The organism is Azospirillum sp. UFLA03-27 (genome assembly GCF_059803775.1).
This window is the reverse complement of the sequence record NZ_JAUQTX010000161.1, coordinates 1-16013: the sequence shown is the minus strand read 5'-3', so window position 1 is coordinate 16013 and position 16013 is coordinate 1. Positions and strand designations below refer to the sequence as shown.

The following is a 16013-nucleotide window of genomic DNA, read 5'->3' as shown; positions in this document are numbered from 1 at the left end:
CGGCCCGCCTACGCCAGCTCTGGGGGCGCTTCGGCGGGCCGGTTCTCCTCAGCTACACCACGTCTTGGGACACGATCTCGCAGCCGGTCCACGACACGGTCTTGCCGGGCGTAGACGTTCAAGTCCAGGATCGCCAGACAGAAAGCCAGATGCAGAAGGGTGCCGTCCTTCGGCAAGGACTGCTCCACCAGTTCCTGATCTTCGAAAAGATCGAACAGGCGAACGGCCAACCGATAATCGCCGTCATGGACAAGCCGCACGAACAGCTGGGCGGCCTTGTTTAGGCGCAGGACCAGCGGAACGACCGTCTGGCCGTCGAAACGGCTTCCCGTCGGCCGCCCCAGAGACACCAGCGCCTCGATGGCGGCGTCGGGGTCGATCGGCCAGAGTGCATCGACGGCCTCGCAGCGTGCCTGAAAGACGGTGTTCTCCAAATCCCCGTCGAACAGCCCGCCGGCCTGCAGAGCGCCCCCCATCTCCACCGCCAGGCGTTCCGCCACCCGCAGGAAGGCCAAGGTTTCCAGCGAGTCCTGCGCCGGCAGGCACCGCGCCAGTAGACCCCGCGTGAACAGGACCGAGGCAAGGTTGTACGGTGCGCGCCTTGGCCGGCCCGGTCCGCCAGTGGGATCGCAGGACCCGATGGGAATCCGTCGGGGCCGCAGCAGGTCGATCCCGAAGCTCTCTTCATAGGCCTTGGCCAGCGTGCCGTAGAGTTCCAACGCTTCCAGGAACCGGCCGCTCAAGGCGTGGTGCCGGAAAAGCCGTGCTGCGGCACCGTTCCACACCGGCCCGCCCGGTGGCGAGACGCGCATGCGCTCTTTGAGATAGCGGGCGTAGACGGACGCATGCCCGCCCGCACCCCCCGCCGAGGACAATGTGATCGGTGCATCCGACGCGAAGGCGGTCAGTCCTGACCCGTTGACTTCCACCATGACATGGTTGAAGCCGGCCTTGCGCAGCGCGCGCCGGATCGACAGGGGTGTGTAGAGGAAGAGGTGAGAGCCCGGCGCCCGATCTGGCGGTCGTCCGGGATCATCGGCTCCTCGCCTCCCCCGATGAGCGTTTCGCGCGCCGTGCACAGGCCGTCGTACCAGGACTGGTATGTGTTGTCGCGCAGTACACCGGCCCGCAGGGTGCTGTCGGCGAAGGGCGCCGCGGCGCTGAAGGCGCCGGCCAAGCCGGTCGCCAGGCACTCCAGCATCTTGATGTCGCTCTTGCCGTCGATGAAATCCTGGGTGGCCGGATCGGCGTGGGTTTCCAGCGGGCAGAACAGGATGGCCGGGGCCAGGGAGGACAGCAGCCGGAGATAATCCGCATAACGTTGCATCGGTAGCCTGGCAGGCGCGCTGGACGGTGAAGCGGGGGCGGGTCAAGGCGAAGCCGGGACCGACGCTCGACGGGTCCGAGGCGCACATGGTGGAGGGGCTTCTGATCCCGGCGGTCGGCGACAAGTCGCACATCACCATCGACCGCCGGTTCCATCTGATCCGGCGCTTCATCGTCACCGACGCGGCGCGGCACGACGGCGCGCAGTTGCCGGGCCTGCTCAACCCGGACGCTTTCGACAGCCGGATATGGGCGGACAGCGCCTACCGCTCCAAGGCCAACGAAGCGGCCATTGCGGCAGCGGGTCGCCGCAGCATGGTGCATTTCCGCAAGCCGAGGAGCCGGCCGATGCCGGAGCCCCACCAGCGTGCCAACCGCGCCCGCTCGGCGGTGCGCTCGGCCGTCGAGCATGTGTTCGCCGCCCAGAAGGCGCGCATGGGGCTGTTCATCCGCACCATCGGCCTCGCCCGCGCGACGGTGAAGATCGGTTTCGCCAACCTCGCCTGCAACTTCCGACGCCTGATCTGGCTTGAGGGGCGAACTGCGCCCGTATAGCGCCAAAACCGCCGCATACTTCCGCCTTTTCAGCCAAAACCGAGAGTTCAGCCCCTAAAAAACGCCGCTTTTCCATCCGCGTGGCCCCTCATCGGCATGAACCCGCGCTCAGGGGCGGTTTATCGAGGTGTTCGATTGAACACGCTTGCCCCATTTCGCCTGGGCAGGCGACGCGCCGGCCTTGCGGCATGCCCGTCAGGCGAGATGGGGGATCAGGTCCGAAAGCTGCCGGATGGTCAGTGTCGCCATGCCTTCCGGGACCGTGCCGGATTTCGTCAGCATGATCCGCCGCGGGATCCCGGCGGCTTGCGCTGCAGCCATGTCGGTTGGCTGGTCGCCCAGAAACACTGACCGGAAGAGGTCGAGGTTCAGCCTCCTGGCTGCTTCCAGAATCATGCCAGGGTTGGGTTTGCGCCAGAAGCTGTCGCGGGTGTAACGCTCGACCTTGCCGGTGCGATGATAGGGGCAATGGAAAACTCCGGCGAGTTCCACGCCTTGGGCCAGGAACATTTCCCGCATCCAGTCGCTCAGATGCAGAAACTCGGCTTCGGTGAAGTAGCCGCGTGCGATGCCGGATTGGTTGGTGATCAGGGCGACCCGGAAACCGCGGTCCACCGCGTGCCGTGCCAAGGGGAAGATGCCATTCATGAACGTGAAGCGGCCGATATCACCGACGTAGCCGTGGTCGACGTTCACGACTCCATCACGGTCCAGCAGCAGCGCCTTGCAAGGCATGAAGGCCCCTGATCGAATGGGGTGGTTTGGAGTGTTGTCGCGAGGCGTTGCGCGGCGCTATTTGGAGTCTTGTCGCGTGTCCCTAAACGCGCCCGCAAGCCCGGTTCAGCGCATGAACTGGGTCATTTTCCGTTCCGGAATAGGGGGGGGTGAGGGATGCAGGAGCAGCCCGTGATCCTCGACATCGACCCGGGCTTCCGGATAGACGGCAAGAGCGAGCTGAAGCGCTTCAATGAAGCGTTTCCGGAAATCACGCAGACGGGAATAACCGGCGCCGAACTGTTCGAACACCGCGGGCCAAGTGATGGTCGTGGACTTGCTCAGGCTGTGCAGTCGGTAAGCCAGCCAGATGTAGATATCGATGCTGGTGCTGTTGTTCTGGATATGGCGTAGCGCCGGTTCCCAGATCGGAACAGGGTGGGCTTTCAGTTCGCGGAAGAACGCTTCTGAAAGCAGAACGCGGTCTTCCCACAGAGTGCCTTGCGGGGAATTGTGTTCCGACGAGAAATGGATGCCGCCCTTGACGATCGAATCCTTTTCAAAGCCCAGGCTGTTGGCGTCTTCCCAGGCGAAGGTCAGGTTGCAGGCGGCGATCCGCGACGCTTGTTCCCGGATGTCGCGGTAAGTTTGACCACCGACCGACAGGCCCATGCGGTCGAGCCAGTCGTGCATGCTGCGGCCCAACTCGACCTCCCGGCTGTCGGTCTGGAGGGCCCGTGTCTGTAGATAAAGCAGGATCATGCGCGCCCGGCTGCCATAGGGAACGCCATAGAGTTTGAAGCCGCCACCACGAACAGGCAGTCGGCCCGGCTCGATCAGCAAGCGAATCCGATGCCCGCGCCTTTCCCAAGGCTGGTCGTCGGGAAGGCGTCGATGCGGAAGCGCGGTCAAGGCAAAGCCTGAATAGGTAATGCCAAGGTCCTGGCGTTCTTCTTCCAGTACCGCAGCCGCGATGTCCACCAGAGACCGTTGATCAGGGTCGGTCTGGAGTGCTTTGGCCTGTTCACGGCCCACTTGGCTGATCAGGCGATGCAACTGGCCCATAGCGCGCTGTTCTCGCCGTTTGTTCCGGGTCGACTTATGGTCCGATCCATAACACGGCGGGTTGACACCCGCAATTTGGAATCTTGTCGCGCAGACTATTAGTAAGGTTACTAGATTCTCCTATTAGTTTGAGCGACAAGACTCCAGTAGAGAATCGCGATTCGCGCGACAAGAGTCCAGGAATCCCGCGACAACATTCCAGGGGATAACCCGTTCGTCCTGTGGAAGCTTGGGGCGACGCGACAAAACTCCAGTTCTACGTTTCCGAATCGCTTTCGGAAGCGATTCGCTCAGCGACTCGGCGATTTGTGCTCCGGGAGTGCCGTCCATGCTCCGGGCTGCCGGGTGGCTCGGCCTGAGTCGGGAAGGGGGGCGCGACAAGACTCCAAACCTGGACCGGTTCGTGGGGAGCGGTATGAGGGAGCCGCGGCAAGAAAAAAGGGGAGGATGCCCGATGGCATCCTCCCCTTTCAGGCCCTTTTCGTGGGGGCTTCGTTCACATCAGCCGAAGAAATGGCTGCGGAAATAGTGGATGGTCCGTTCCAGCCCGTCGCGCAGGGGAATGGTGGGTTCCCATTCCAGAAGGCTCTTGGCCTTGGTGATGTCGGGGCGGCGCTGCCTGGGGTCGTCCTGGGGCAGCGGTCGGTGTTCAATGGCGGAGCGCGACCCGGTCAGCGCAACCACATGCTCGGCCAGTTCCAGCATGGTGAATTCGCCGGGGTTCCCGATGTTGATCGGCCCGGTGACATCGGCGGGTGAGTCCATCAGCCGGATCATGCCTTCGATCAGGTCGTCGACGTAGCAGAAGGAGCGGGTCTGGGAGCCGTCGCCATAGACGGTGATCGGCTCGCCCTTCAGCGCCTGCATGATGAAGTTCGACACCACGCGGCCGTCGTTGGGATGCATGCGCGGCCCGTAGGTGTTGAAGATGCGCATCACCTTGATCGGCAGCTTGTGCTGGCGGTGATAGTCGAAGAACAGCGTCTCGGCGCAGCGCTTGCCCTCGTCGTAGCAGGAGCGCGGCCCGATCGGATTGACGTTGCCCCAGTATTCCTCCGGCTGCGGATGGACGCTGGGATCGCCATAGACCTCGCTGGTCGAAGCCTGGAGGATGCGGGCGTTCAGCCGTTTCGCCAGCCCCAGCATGTTGATGGCGCCATGCACGCTGGTCTTGGTCGTCTGCACGGGGTCATGCTGGTAATGGACCGGGGACGCCGGGCAGGCGAGGTTGAAGATCTGGTCCACTTCGACGTACAGGGGGAAGGTGACGTCGTGGCGGATCGTTTCGAAGTTCGGGTTGCCCAGCAGGTGGGCGATGTTCTGCCGTGAGCCGGTGAAGTAGTTGTCGACGCACACCACCTCGTCGCCGCGGGCGATCAGCCGCTCGCAGAGGTGGGAACCGAGGAAGCCGGCGCCGCCGGTTACCAGGACGCGCCGATTGTAACTACGAATTCCGGTCATGGACTGTCTCTGGAGAGTTTCTCTGGGCGGTTCGGACACCGGGCGTCACCGCCGGTGTCCGAATGGAAAGCACTCTTGCACATGGCCGCAAGTCCACAGCTTTGGCAAGCGATTATGCCGCGACCACCGTTCCGCAGGCGAAGGCCGTTCAAACTCCGGCGATGCCTTTCCGGCGCAGAAGCTCCACCACCCGTTCGGCAAGCGAGTCAGCGTCCTCCGCCACCGTGTCCAGCCGCAGTTCCGGCGCATCCGGCGCCTCGTAGGGCGAATCCACCCCGGTGAAATTGCGCAAGGTTCCGGCCCGCGCCTTGGCGTACAGCCCCTTGGGATCGCGCCGCATGCATTCCTCCAGGGGCGTGTCCACGAATATCTCCAGGAAGGCGCCGTCCGGCAGAAGGGAGCGCATTGCTTCCCGCTCCGCCCGGAAAGGGGCGATGAAGGCGCACAGCACGACCAGTCCGGCCTCCGTCATCAACTTCGCCACCTCGCCGACGCGCCGGATGTTCTCCACCCGGTCGGCGTCGGTGAAGCCCAGGTCGCGGTTCAGTCCCAGCCGGACGTTGTCGCCGTCCAGCATCATCGTGTGGTGGCCGAGCGCGTGCAGACGCCGCTCCACCCGGTTGGCGATGGTGGACTTGCCGGATCCCGACAGGCCGGTGAACCACAGGACCGCCGGGCGCTGCCGCTTGAGCGCCGCGCGTTCCCCGGTGGACACCGCCAGCTCCTGCCGGTGGAGATTGGCGGCGCGCCGCAGCGGGTGCCGGATCATGCCGGCGCCCACGGTCCGGTTGGAAAAGCGGTCGACCAGGATGAAGGCCCCGGTGTGCCGGTTGGTCTCGTAGGCATCGAAGGCGAAGGGGGCCGCCGTGCACAGGTTGCACAGGCCGACCGCGTTCATTTCCAGCACGGTGGCCGCCCCATGCTCCAGCGTCTCCACGTTCAGCGTGTGGCGCAGTGCGGTGACGGTCGCCGGAATCCACCGCGCGCCCGCGCGCAGCAGGTAGGAGCGCCCGGGGATCAGCGGCTCCTCCGCCATCCACAGAAGATGGGCGGCGAACTGGTCGGCCACCTCCGGCGCGGCGCCCGGCCCGCTCAACAGGTCGCCGCGTCCGGCGTCCACCGCTTCTTCCAGCGTCACGGTCACCGCGTCGCCGGCCCGCGCCCGTTCCACGTCGCCGTCGAAGGTCACGATCCGGGCGATCCGGGCGGACCGGCCCGAAGGCCACACCGTCACCGCGGCGCCCGTCTCCAGCCGTCCCGACAGGACCGTTCCGGACAGACCGCGGAAATCCGGGTCGGGGCGGTTCACCCACTCCACCAGGAAACGCAGCGGATCGTCCGCTTCCGCTCCCCCCTCGACCGCAATGCTCTCCAGACGCTCCAGCAGGGTGGGCCCTCGGTACCAGGGCATGGCCGCGGAGCGGTGGACGACGTTGTCGCCGCGCCGTGCCGACAGCGGGATCGCCGTCACCGACCGGAATTTCAGGGGGCCGGCGAAGGCTGTGAAGTCCTGCAGGATGGTGGTGAAGACCGCCTCGGCGCCGTCCACCAGATCCATCTTGTTGATGGCCAGAATGACGTGGCGGATGCCCATCAGGGAGGTGACGATGGTGTGGCGCCGCGTCTGCGGCAGCAGACCCTTGCGCGCATCCACCAGCAGCACGGCGAGCGACGCGCCCGACGCGGCGGTGGCCATGTTGCGGGTGTACTGCTCGTGCCCCGGCGCGTCGGCGACGATGAAGCTGCGGCGCGCGGTGGCGAAGTAGCGGTGCGCCACATCAATCGTTATGCCCTGCTCGCGCTCGGCCTCCAGCCCGTCCACCAGCAGGGAGAAGTCGATCCCTCCCTCCTGGTCCGGCCGGCCGCGGCTGTCGCGCCGAACCTGTGCCATCTGGTCGTCGGGGATAATGCCGGCATCGTGCAGGAGCCGCCCGATCAGCGTGGATTTGCCGTCATCCACCGACCCGCAGGTGAGGAAGCGCAGCAGGCCCTGCCCGGAGCCGGCCGTCGGAGAGCCCGCCATCAGAAATATCCCTCCCGTTTCTTGCGCTCCATCGAGGCCGGCTCGTCGCCGTCGATCAGGCGGCCCTGCCGTTCGGAGGTCCGGGAGGCCCGCATCTCCGCGATGATGTCCTCCACAGTTGTGGCATCGGAGTCGATGGCCCCGCTCAGCGGGTAGCAGCCGAGCGTCCGGAAACGTACCCGGCGCATCTCCGGAACCTCGCCGGGATGCAGCGGCAGCCGCCCGTCGTCCACCATGATGAGCGCACCCGAGCGGCGGACCACCGGGCGCTCCGCCGCGAAATAGAGCGGCACCACGGGGATGGCCTCCGCGGCCACGTAGCGCCAGACGTCCATTTCGGTCCAGTTCGACAGCGGGAAGACGCGGACGGACTCTCCCGGCCGGATGCGGGTGTTCCACAGGCGCCACAACTCGGGCCGTTGATCCCTCGGGTCCCATGCGTGGGCAGCGTTGCGGATGGAGAAGACGCGCTCCTTGGCGCGGCTCTTCTCCTCGTCGCGCCGGGCGCCGCCTATGGCCGCGTCGAAGCCGTGCCGGTCAAGCGCCTGGCGCAGCGCCTCGGTCTTCATGACACGGGTGTGGACGGAGGAACCGGACCGGATCGGGTCGATGCCCCGGGCCAGCCCGTCCTGGTTCGTGTGGACGAGCAGGTTCAGTCTTAACCGCCGCGCCGTCTCGTCCCGGAAGGCGATCATGTCGCGGAACTTCCAGCCGGTGTCCACATGCAGCAGCGGGAAGGGTACCGGCGAGGGGTGGAACGCCTTGCGCGCCAGATGCAGCAGCACGCCGCTGTCCTTGCCGATCGAATAGAGGAGCACCGGCTTGCTGAAGCTGGCCGCGGTCTCGCGCAGGATGGCGATGGATTCCGCTTCGAGGAGCCTGAGATCGTCGGGCAGGGTTGGCATCGGTTCTCCGGTTGCGCGGCTTCGCCTTGTGAAGTGTATGCACTTTATCAACGGGCCGTTTGGGCTCCGCCGGCGGGATGGGGCGGTTCAGCCGGTGTAAGCCGGCCGGCCCTACTCAGCCCGCCGTGTCGGGAAACCCAGCAGGGACCGCCACAGAAGGACGCTGCCGCGCAGCACCGCGCGGGCGTCCGCCGGGGAGCGGGCGGCGAGCGCGTGGGCCAGCCGGGTCAGCGGCTCCACCATCAGGGTCGCCGCCGCCACCAAGGCGGCGGCGGGGGCGGAAAAATGCTTGGCGGCGAACTGCATCCGGCTGCGCAGGGCGTAGAACAGCCGTCGGTCGCGCACTTGCTCGGTGGTGCCGCCGCCGCGGTGGTAGGCTTCCGCCCCGGCGAAATGCACCACCTCCCAGCCGGCGCGGCGGGCGCGCAGGCACAAATCCACGTCGTCGAAATAGACGAAGAAGCGCTCGTCGAAGCCGCCCAGTCCTTCGAACAGGGAACGGCGGATCAGCAGGAAGGCGCCCATTACCTGATCGACGGGGCGGCTGTCCAAATGGTCCCACTCCGTCATGAAATGCGGCGGGAACAGGCTGGGCGCCAGCCGGTCCAGCCCCATCGCCTGGGCGAGGATGCGGCCCGGCGTCGGTGCCCGCGCACAGGACCGCTGGGTCCGGCCCGCCTCGTCCACAAGCCGGATGCCGAGGATTCCAGTGCGCGCTTGCGCCGGCTCCGCCAGGAAGGCGAGCGCCGGGGCGAGAGACCGGTCCGACAGCCGGGTGTCCGGGTTCAGGAACAGCAGCCAGTCGGCCTGGGAGCCGGCGGCGCCCTGGTTGCAGGCGGCGGCGAAGCCGCGGTTTTCCGGGTTGCGCAGGACGGTCAGCGGCCCGCCACCTGCAACCAGGGCGCCAGTCTCCAGCCCGTCCGCCGACCCGTCGGTGGAGGCGTTGTCCACCACCACCATGGCTTCCAGCGTCATGCCTTCCAGTGGGGCGGCGCCGGTCAATGCCAACGGCACCGAGGCGGCGCAGGCGCGCAGCAGGTCCCCGGCATTCCAGTTCACGGTGATGATGCGGACGCTTGGGATCATGGCCGGTGGGGGGCGATTCGGCGTTCCAGCCGCCAGGGGAATGTGGTCTGTTACCGCGCTCCCCCCATCCCGGGCAACGCCTGTCCGGCGTGAAGGAAGAAAAAAGAGAGGATGCCCGGCCGCATGCGCACGATCTCCCGGCATGAGCCGACCCGCTCCGGTCCATCGCTGGCCGCCGCACTTCTCTACGCCGCCGCGGCGCTCTTCTACGTGCTGTTCAGCGCGCAGCTTCTGGTGAAGACCCCGCCCTACGCCGGGCTGGACGAGCCGTTCCACTGGCAGCGGGTGCTGCAGATCGCCCAAGGGCACTTCCTGGCGGAGGAGCTCGGCCCCAACTCCTGGGGCGGGCCGATCGATCGGGCCAGCTACCTCCACATGCTCCATTACATCGAGCTGATCCAGAAGCACGCCCCGGTCGACGCCGCGCAGGCCCGCGCGCTGTCCGACCATCTCGCCACCCTGCCGCCGCGGGACGAGGTGGTGCCCTTTCCCAGCTCGGCCAGCTTCGCGCCGCTCGCCTACCTCCCGCAGGCGGCCTTCACCGCCGCCGCGCGCGCCTGGGGGCTGGGTCCGCTCGACCAGATGCACGCGGGGCGGATCGGCAACGCCGTGGCCTACGGGCTGATGGTGCTGGCGGTCCTGTGGGCGTTGCCCGGCGGCCGGCTGGTCTTCACGGCGCTCGCCCTGTCGCCCTTCGCCCTGCAAAGCGCCTGTTCGCTCAGCGCCGATCCCCTGAACCTGACGATTCCCGCCCTGCTGCTGGCTCTGGTCTGGCGGTTCCGCGCCCGCGGCGCACCGCTCGGGGCTTGGGAGGTGGCGGGGCTTCTGGCCCTGTCGGCGGCGCTCGGTTTCCTCAAGCTGACCATGGCGCCCTTCGCCGCCGCGGTGTTCTATCTGCCGGGCGCGGTGGCGGGCGGGACGCGGTGGCGGATCGCGTTGACCGCGTTGTGCCTCGGGCTCGCGTTGGGCATCGCGCTGTCGTGGAACATGGCCTATCCCTTCGTCCCCGGCCCCTATTGGGGCACCGCCGCCGACCCGGCAGCGCAGATCGCGGCCATGCGCGCCGACCCGCTGGAGGCGCTGCGGATCTTCGGCACCACCACGTGGGACTGGGCGATCATGTGGTGGCGCGACAGCTACGGGCGCTACGGCGGCCACCCGCCGCCCTGGAGCGGCTACGCCGACGACCGGCTGATCCTGGCTGCCTTGTGGGTCCTGCCGGCCCTGGCCCTGTGCGATGGCGCCCGCCGCCGCGATCCGGTGATCGGGGTGGGCTATCTGCTGCCGGCCCCGGCCTATGTGCTGCTCGTCATGGCAGCCTTCTGGGTCGGCTTCACCCCGGTCGGGTCGGACATGGTGCTGGGACTTCAGGGCCGCTACTTCCTGCCGGCGCAGGTTCTGGTCGTCCTGGCGCTCGCAGCGGCGGCGGGTCCCTGGACCCCGGCGCGCCTGCGCCACGGGCTGCGGCTCGGGCTGTTCGCCCTTTTCATGACGCTGAACGGCGCGGTTCTGCTGGACGTGCTGGCGGCCTGGAACAGGCTGTGGGTTCCGGTAGCCGGCGTGAATTGACAGCGGTCGCGCGCAACGCCTATCTGTTGCGGCCCGTTTCTCCTTCCCGCGCCGGTGGCGGTGCCGCCTGCGGAGCCTTCCAGGACAGTCGCATGGAACAGCGCCCTTCCGCCCTCCGCCTCGCCGCCAGGACTCTCCGCGCCGCCCTGACAAGGAGCGGCCTGTCCGCGCCGCCACCGCAGCGCAAGCCCTTCGTCTATGCCATCGAGGTCTTCTGGTGCGACCGCGACGGCGCCTATCTGGAAGGCTGGATCCACGCCTATGAGCGCAGGATCCTCACCTTGCGCGTGGTCGCGGGGGACGATGCCTATGAGATCGTCAGCTTTGCGCCCCGCCCGGACGTGCTGCCCCATTACGCGGAGTTTCCCAACAGCGCGGAGAGCGGCTTCAAGCTGTACCTTCCCTGGCGGGCCGGGACGCCGGTGACCTTCGAGGTCGTCACCGCCGACGACCGTTTCGTCGAGACGGTGGAGCTTCCCCGTTCTCCGGAGGACAGCCGCAAGCCCTACTGCCTGACCGACGGCAGCGTCTGGCAGGACCCCAAGCCGGAGCACGGCGCGGCGGAGCGGGCGTTCGAGGATTTCCAGCGCGCGGTGAACGAGCGCAAGCTGGTCGTCGCCGAGGTCGGCGCCCGCGTGGTCAGTTCGCAGATGAGCCCGCTGCGCGCCGCCTTCGCCGGGGCGGAACGCTACATCGGCATGGATATCCACGCCGCTCCCAACGTCGATGTGGTCGGCGATGCCCATTATATCCACGAGCTGATCGGGAAGGGGGCCGCCGGGGCGGTCTTCTCACTGTCGGTGATGGAGCATCTGGCCCAGCCCTGGCTGTTCGCCTACGGCGTGAACCGGGCCTTGGAGGTGGGCGGCCTGACCTATCACCTGACGCATCAGTCCTGGCCCCTGCACGAGGAGCCGAACGATTTCTGGCGCTTCAGCGACGAAGGGCTGAAGGTGCTGTTCGGACCGGCGATGGGGTTCGAGGTGATCGCCGCGGGGCTGAGCAGCCGTGTGCGCATCTATCCGGACCAGCGCCAGCCGGCGCAGGCGCTGATGCCGTTGGTGTCCTCCTTCGGCGGTGCCTTCGTGCTGGCGCGCAAGGTGCGGGACCTGCCGGACGGCGCGGTGTCCTGGCCGACCGACCGCGACACGTCGGAAAGCCGCGCCAAGCATTATCCGCAGCGCGGCTGAACTCGGCATCAAGGGCGCGGCATCAAAGGCATTGCGCTTTGCCGAGTGTTTCCCTTAGGTCATCCCGCAGCGTTGCGGGCGGAGACCGCATGTCGAGGCACCGTTTTTCGAGGGCAGGGGACTGATGGATACGATCTCTTGGGATTCCGTGTCGTGGGAAGACGGCGGCGAGACGATGCCGGCGGTCTGCCCTGCCTGCGGCGACGCGGCGGCCAAGCCGGTACGCCTGAAGGTCCGTTCGCCCTGGCCGCCGAACCCGGTCCAGTCGCTGGTGGTGTGCAGCGCCTGCGGCACCGCCGCCTACCCGACTCTGACCCAGCCGCCCTACGAGGCCGTGTTCGACCCGCTGGTCGCCTGCTACCTGGAACAGAACGCCGGAATCGACAGCATGGCCCGCGTGCTGTCCTCGGTCGAGCCGTCGCAGGTGAAGCGCTATCTGGAACTGGGCTGCGGCTACGGGCTTCTGCTCGACTACGCGCGCACGGTGTTCGGCTGGCAGGTCCGTGGCTTCGACCCCGGCTTCAGCGCCCAGGAGGGCCGCGAGACGCTGGGCGTGGACATCGCGCACAGCTATCTGGAGAAGCCGGAGGACGCCGGGGAACCCCATGACCTCGTCTTCTGCTCCGAGGTCATCGAGCATGTCTTCGACCCGATCAGCCTGCTGGCGCTGCTGCGCGGCGTGCTGACCCCTGGCGGCACTCTGATGCTGACCACGCCGAGCGCCGGGGCGATCCACGCCGGCACCCGGCCCGGCACGCTGCTGTCGCTGCTCAGCCCCGGCTATCATTTCGTGCTGTTCAGCAAGGAGGGGATGGAGACGATCCTGCGCCGGGCCGGCTTCGCCGATGTGCGCGTGGTCGACCAGGGCCATTCGCTGCTGGCCGCCGCCTCGCCGGGGACGCTGTCGGTCGATTTCGACCGGCCCTATGACCGCCGCCTCTACCGCTCCTACCTGGAGACGCGCATCCCGACGCTGGACGCGGCGTCGCCGCTCGGCCTGGGCTACCGCTACCGCCTGCTGAAGGAGCTGACCCACGCCGGCGACTACGCGGCAGCCCGCGGTGCGGCCGATCAGGTCGCGGAGGCGCTGCGCCTGCGCTGGGACCATCTCGACCTGTCCGATCCCGCCGCCCTGCTGGCCCATTTGAAGGCCGCCCCGGTGCCGCAGGGGGTCGAGCCCTACCACGCGACGGCGCCCTTCAACCTGTGCGGCATCCTCTATTTCCACGGGATGCTGGCTTGGCAGCTCGACGGGCGCCGCGATCTGGCCGCCCTATGGTTCGAGGCGTCGGCGCTCGCCGGGGAGCGGATGCGCGCGGCCCTGCACGTCATCGGCGCCGACGACGGCGAGACGGAGGAGCTGTCCTGGCGCGCCCGCGCCAACATCCCGCATGTGCTGGCCTGGGACGCCCCGGACCGGGCGGCGGACGGCGCCGCCGCGCTCGGCACTCTCGAAAGCCCGCTGCTGCGCGAGCGCATTCCCGGCGACATCCTGGAGGACGCGCAGCGCAAGATCTTCGTGGATCTGGTCAATCTCGGCCAGTACAAGGCGGCGGACCGGCTGGCCGCGGCGGTGGAAGCCGCCCTGCCGGAAAGCGGCGCCGTTCTGGCCTCCACCGCCTTCGCGCTCGGTATCCTGACGCTGAACCACCGCAAGGCCCCGCGGAGCGCCGCGGCCTTGTTCGGGCGCGCCCACCGGGCCTGCCTGGACCTGCCCGACCGCGCCACCGCGCCGATCGTCCAGGCCCTGCTGTGGCCGTCGCTGTTCCACCAGGGGCAGGCTCTGGTCAACGCCGGAAGGAAGGATGAGGCGGGCGAGGCCCTGCGCGGCCTGCTGAAGCCCGAGGCCGGCCTGCCGTCCGTGCCGCTCGACCTGCGGGCGCGGACGGAGCTTCTGGTCCGCACCCAGCGCCTGCCGGTCTGACCACGCGTCCGAGGACGGAAACGCCCCCATGCTGAGCACCCTGATCCGTCTTCCCTTCCGCCTGCGTTTCCTGGTCGCCTGGGCGATCGTGCAATGCAAGATCATGGCGGGCTATGTGTCCTACGCGGCCAGCACCTTCCGCAAGGACAGCTACGTGCGGGAGCGCTGGGACGGGCGGGTGCCGCTCGCCGGGGCGCGCCGTGTGGTGGTGTTCGTGCATTACGACCGGCAGGGCATCGTCCACGATTTCGTGTGGCATTATCTGCGCCAGCTCCACGCGCTGGGCTTCGCCATCGTCTTCTCCAGCAATTCCCCGCGTCTGGCCGAATCCCAGGTCGAGCCGCTGCGGGACATCTGCGCGCTGATCCTCCGCCGCGACAACGTCGGATACGACTTCGGTGCTTACAAGGAGGGCATCGCCGCCGTTCCGGATCGGGCGGCGCTGGATATGCTGCTGCTCGCCAACGACAGCGTCTACGGCCCGCTGCACCATCTGGCGGGTTTGCTGGAGCGGATGGACCCGCAGGACGCCGACGTCTGGGGCGCGTCGGACAGTTGGGAGTTTTCCTTCCACCTGCAAAGCTATTTCCTGCTGTTCCACAAGGCGGCGCTCGCCTCTCCCGCCTTCACGGCCTTCTGGGACCGGCTGCGCTACGTGCAGTCCAAGACCTGGATCGTGCGCAAGTACGAGATCGGGCTGACCCGTGCGCTGCGTCGCGCCGGCCTGCGCTGCCGCGCCGCCTTCCCTTATCGTCAGGCGGCAACCGCCCTGATCGAGGCGGTGGTGGAGCGCAACATCGCCGGTGATGGCATGGACCCGGTGCGAAAGACGTTCATCCAACAGGTTTTCCGGACCATCAATGCCGGCGTGCCGCTGAACGGGACGCATTTCTTCTGGGACTATCTGATCGCCCAGATGGACTTCCCCTTCTTGAAACGCGACCTGTTGCAGAAGAACCCGGCGCGCATTCCGCTGCTCAATTATTGGGAGCGGGTGGTGAAGCAATCGAGCGACTACGACACCGAGCTGATCCTGCGTCATCTTGAACTGTCCCTGAAGAACCGCAGCGTCTGACCGGATCCGCAAGCAAGAGGCGGAGGGGGGCTGGTCCGAAGGAAAACGACGCAAGGTGCGCGTCGCCTCTTCCCGCCGTGCAGGGTGCTGCCCTATGGTCGGACCGCAACGGTTGCCGTGCCGCGAACGAGATCGTCGATGGAAGAGCCACTGGTCAGCGTCGTCATACCGGCTTTCAACCGGGCTCATACGCTGCGCCGTGCCATTGAGAGCGTGCAGGTGCAGGACGTCACTTCCTGGGAACTGATCGTCGTGGACGACGGCTCCACCGACGGAAGTGCGGACATTCCCCAATCCTTCGGCGATGCGCGTATCCGTCCGATCCGGCACGCGATCAACCGCGGGGCGGCAGCGGCCCGCAACACGGGGGTGGCGGCGGCGCGCGGCCGCTACATCGCCTTTCTCGACTCCGACGACGAATGGCTTCCGGGAAAACTCCGCGCCCAGATCAATGCCTTGGAAAGCGGACCGGACGCGCCGCAGGCCTTGTGCACCGGCTTCCTTCTGCACCGTGAGGAGACCGGACGCTGCACCAAGCGATGGCCGAAGCCGGAAGGGACATGGTTCGAGACTCTTCTGGATGGCTGCTACGTCTCGCCTGGCTCCACCCTGATGGTGCGGCGCGATTGTTTCGTCGCCGTTGGGCCGCTCGACGAGACGCTGCCCCGGCTTGAGGACTGGGACTGGCTCCTGCGCTGCATGGAACGCTTCGCCTTCGATTGCCTGCCGGTGCTGGGGGCGGTCGTGCATGTGGGACGGCCCGCACGGTCCGGTCCGGTCGCCATCGCCATCGACCGCCTCGACCGGCAGCACACCGACCGCGTGCTGCGTGTCGCCGGTCCGGACGGGCTGCGGCGCTTCCGCGCCAGCCTCGCCATCGAACAGGCGGTCGCCGCGGTGCATGAGGACGCCCATGCGAAGGCGCTCAGCCACATCGGCCGCGCTTTCTCCTGGTCCCCGACGCGCACCGCGCGCTTCCTGGCCCGTTGCGCGGTCAGGGCTTTCTGACGGCGCGCCCGTCTTCGGCGGCGGGCGGTGAATGGATTAGAGCCCTTTCAGGGGTTACCGATTCAGAAGGAGTTTACGGCAACTGGGCTGCGTGATTCACCGTCCTCGACGG

14 protein-coding genes are annotated in these 16013 nt (G+C 67.5%); 6 read left to right on the top strand and 8 right to left on the bottom strand.

Annotated elements, in window-relative coordinates; translation table 11 throughout:
- Positions 1-8: 8 nt before the first annotated feature.
- Positions 9-932 carry a hypothetical protein gene (locus Q4I23_RS21570; protein WP_498527560.1) on the bottom strand — a complete coding sequence of 308 codons (924 nt, stop codon included), beginning with the start codon at positions 930-932 and terminating at the stop codon, positions 9-11.
- Positions 905-1327, bottom strand: coding sequence for a hypothetical protein (locus Q4I23_RS21565; RefSeq protein WP_498527559.1), 423 nt, complete (start codon positions 1325-1327; stop codon positions 905-907). Before Q4I23_RS21565 ends, Q4I23_RS21570 begins: the two co-directional genes overlap by 28 nt.
- Positions 1328-1353: 26 nt before the next feature.
- Between Q4I23_RS21565 and Q4I23_RS21560 the strand changes: the two genes are divergently transcribed.
- Positions 1354-1881 (top strand): transposase, encoded by a 528-nt coding sequence (locus Q4I23_RS21560; RefSeq protein WP_498527558.1) that lies wholly within the window; start codon positions 1354-1356, stop codon positions 1879-1881.
- Positions 1882-2076: 195 nt separating this feature from the next.
- Here the strand turns inward: Q4I23_RS21560 and Q4I23_RS21555 are convergent, their stop codons facing one another.
- The 6 genes from Q4I23_RS21555 to Q4I23_RS21530 form a co-directional block, all read right to left on the bottom strand.
- Positions 2077-2616: an HAD family hydrolase gene (locus Q4I23_RS21555; RefSeq protein ID WP_454020986.1), complete on the bottom strand. Its 540-nt coding sequence runs from the start codon at positions 2614-2616 to the stop codon at positions 2077-2079.
- Between the two features lie 105 nt (positions 2617-2721).
- Positions 2722-3660 (bottom strand): replication protein RepA, encoded by a 939-nt coding sequence (locus Q4I23_RS21550; RefSeq protein ID WP_109067617.1) that lies wholly within the window; start codon positions 3658-3660, stop codon positions 2722-2724.
- A 501-nt stretch (positions 3661-4161) separates the two neighbouring features.
- Positions 4162-5121 carry a UDP-glucuronic acid decarboxylase family protein gene (locus Q4I23_RS21545; protein WP_498527557.1) on the bottom strand — a complete coding sequence of 320 codons (960 nt, stop codon included), beginning with the start codon at positions 5119-5121 and terminating at the stop codon, positions 4162-4164.
- 148 nt (positions 5122-5269) lie between these two features.
- Positions 5270-7144 carry an adenylyl-sulfate kinase gene (cysC, locus tag Q4I23_RS21540; protein ID WP_498527556.1) on the bottom strand — a complete coding sequence of 625 codons (1875 nt, stop codon included), beginning with the start codon at positions 7142-7144 and terminating at the stop codon, positions 5270-5272.
- Complete coding sequence (cysD, locus tag Q4I23_RS21535; protein WP_454021128.1) at positions 7144-8049, bottom strand: sulfate adenylyltransferase subunit CysD; 906 nt, start codon at positions 8047-8049, stop codon at positions 7144-7146. Before cysD ends, cysC begins: the two co-directional genes overlap by 1 nt.
- 111 nt (positions 8050-8160) lie before the next feature.
- On the bottom strand, positions 8161-9135 hold the full coding sequence (locus tag Q4I23_RS21530) for a glycosyltransferase family 2 protein (protein ID WP_498527555.1): 975 nt from the start codon (positions 9133-9135) through the stop codon (positions 8161-8163).
- Between the two features lie 123 nt (positions 9136-9258).
- On the opposite strand from Q4I23_RS21530, the gene Q4I23_RS21525 reads away from it, so the two are divergent.
- From Q4I23_RS21525 to Q4I23_RS21505, 5 genes are all read left to right on the top strand, one after another.
- On the top strand, positions 9259-10704 hold the full coding sequence (locus Q4I23_RS21525) for a DUF2142 domain-containing protein (protein ID WP_498527554.1): 1446 nt from the start codon (positions 9259-9261) through the stop codon (positions 10702-10704).
- A 92-nt stretch (positions 10705-10796) separates the two neighbouring features.
- On the top strand, positions 10797-11894 hold the full coding sequence (locus tag Q4I23_RS21520) for a hypothetical protein (protein ID WP_498527553.1): 1098 nt from the start codon (positions 10797-10799) through the stop codon (positions 11892-11894).
- A gap of 124 nt (positions 11895-12018) precedes the next feature.
- Positions 12019-13818, top strand: a complete 1800-nt coding sequence (locus Q4I23_RS21515; RefSeq protein WP_498527552.1) for a class I SAM-dependent methyltransferase — start codon at positions 12019-12021, stop codon at positions 13816-13818.
- 28 nt (positions 13819-13846) lie between these two features.
- The gene (locus tag Q4I23_RS21510) at positions 13847-14893 is read left to right on the top strand and encodes a rhamnan synthesis F family protein (RefSeq protein ID WP_454021124.1); all 1047 of its coding nucleotides are present in this window, start codon (positions 13847-13849) and stop codon (positions 14891-14893) included.
- Between the two features lie 138 nt (positions 14894-15031).
- On the top strand, positions 15032-15901 hold the full coding sequence (locus tag Q4I23_RS21505; protein ID WP_454021123.1) for a glycosyltransferase family 2 protein: 870 nt from the start codon (positions 15032-15034) through the stop codon (positions 15899-15901).
- Positions 15902-16013 lie beyond the last annotated feature (112 nt).

What these genes read in the sequence shown, in the direction of transcription:
- Q4I23_RS21565 (WP_498527559.1), bottom strand. Translation starts at nt 1,327, where the DNA reads ATGCAACGTTATGCGGATTATCTCCGGCTGCTGTCCTCCCTGGCCCCG.
- Q4I23_RS21570 (WP_498527560.1), bottom strand. Translation starts at nt 932, where the DNA reads ATGGTGGAAGTCAACGGGTCAGGACTGACCGCCTTCGCGTCGGATGCA.
- Q4I23_RS21550 (WP_109067617.1), bottom strand. Translation starts at nt 3,660, where the DNA reads ATGGGCCAGTTGCATCGCCTGATCAGCCAAGTGGGCCGTGAACAGGCC.
- Q4I23_RS21505 (WP_454021123.1), top strand. Translation starts at nt 15,032, where the DNA reads ATGGAAGAGCCACTGGTCAGCGTCGTCATACCGGCTTTCAACCGGGCT.
- Q4I23_RS21530 (WP_498527555.1), bottom strand. Translation starts at nt 9,135, where the DNA reads ATGATCCCAAGCGTCCGCATCATCACCGTGAACTGGAATGCCGGGGAC.
- Q4I23_RS21510 (WP_454021124.1), top strand. Translation starts at nt 13,847, where the DNA reads ATGCTGAGCACCCTGATCCGTCTTCCCTTCCGCCTGCGTTTCCTGGTC.
- Q4I23_RS21525 (WP_498527554.1), top strand. Translation starts at nt 9,259, where the DNA reads ATGCGCACGATCTCCCGGCATGAGCCGACCCGCTCCGGTCCATCGCTG.
- cysD (WP_454021128.1), bottom strand. Translation starts at nt 8,049, where the DNA reads ATGCCAACCCTGCCCGACGATCTCAGGCTCCTCGAAGCGGAATCCATC.
- Q4I23_RS21520 (WP_498527553.1), top strand. Translation starts at nt 10,797, where the DNA reads ATGGAACAGCGCCCTTCCGCCCTCCGCCTCGCCGCCAGGACTCTCCGC.
- Q4I23_RS21545 (WP_498527557.1), bottom strand. Translation starts at nt 5,121, where the DNA reads ATGACCGGAATTCGTAGTTACAATCGGCGCGTCCTGGTAACCGGCGGC.
- cysC (WP_498527556.1), bottom strand. Translation starts at nt 7,144, where the DNA reads ATGGCGGGCTCTCCGACGGCCGGCTCCGGGCAGGGCCTGCTGCGCTTC.
- Q4I23_RS21555 (WP_454020986.1), bottom strand. Translation starts at nt 2,616, where the DNA reads ATGCCTTGCAAGGCGCTGCTGCTGGACCGTGATGGAGTCGTGAACGTC.
- Q4I23_RS21515 (WP_498527552.1), top strand. Translation starts at nt 12,019, where the DNA reads ATGGATACGATCTCTTGGGATTCCGTGTCGTGGGAAGACGGCGGCGAG.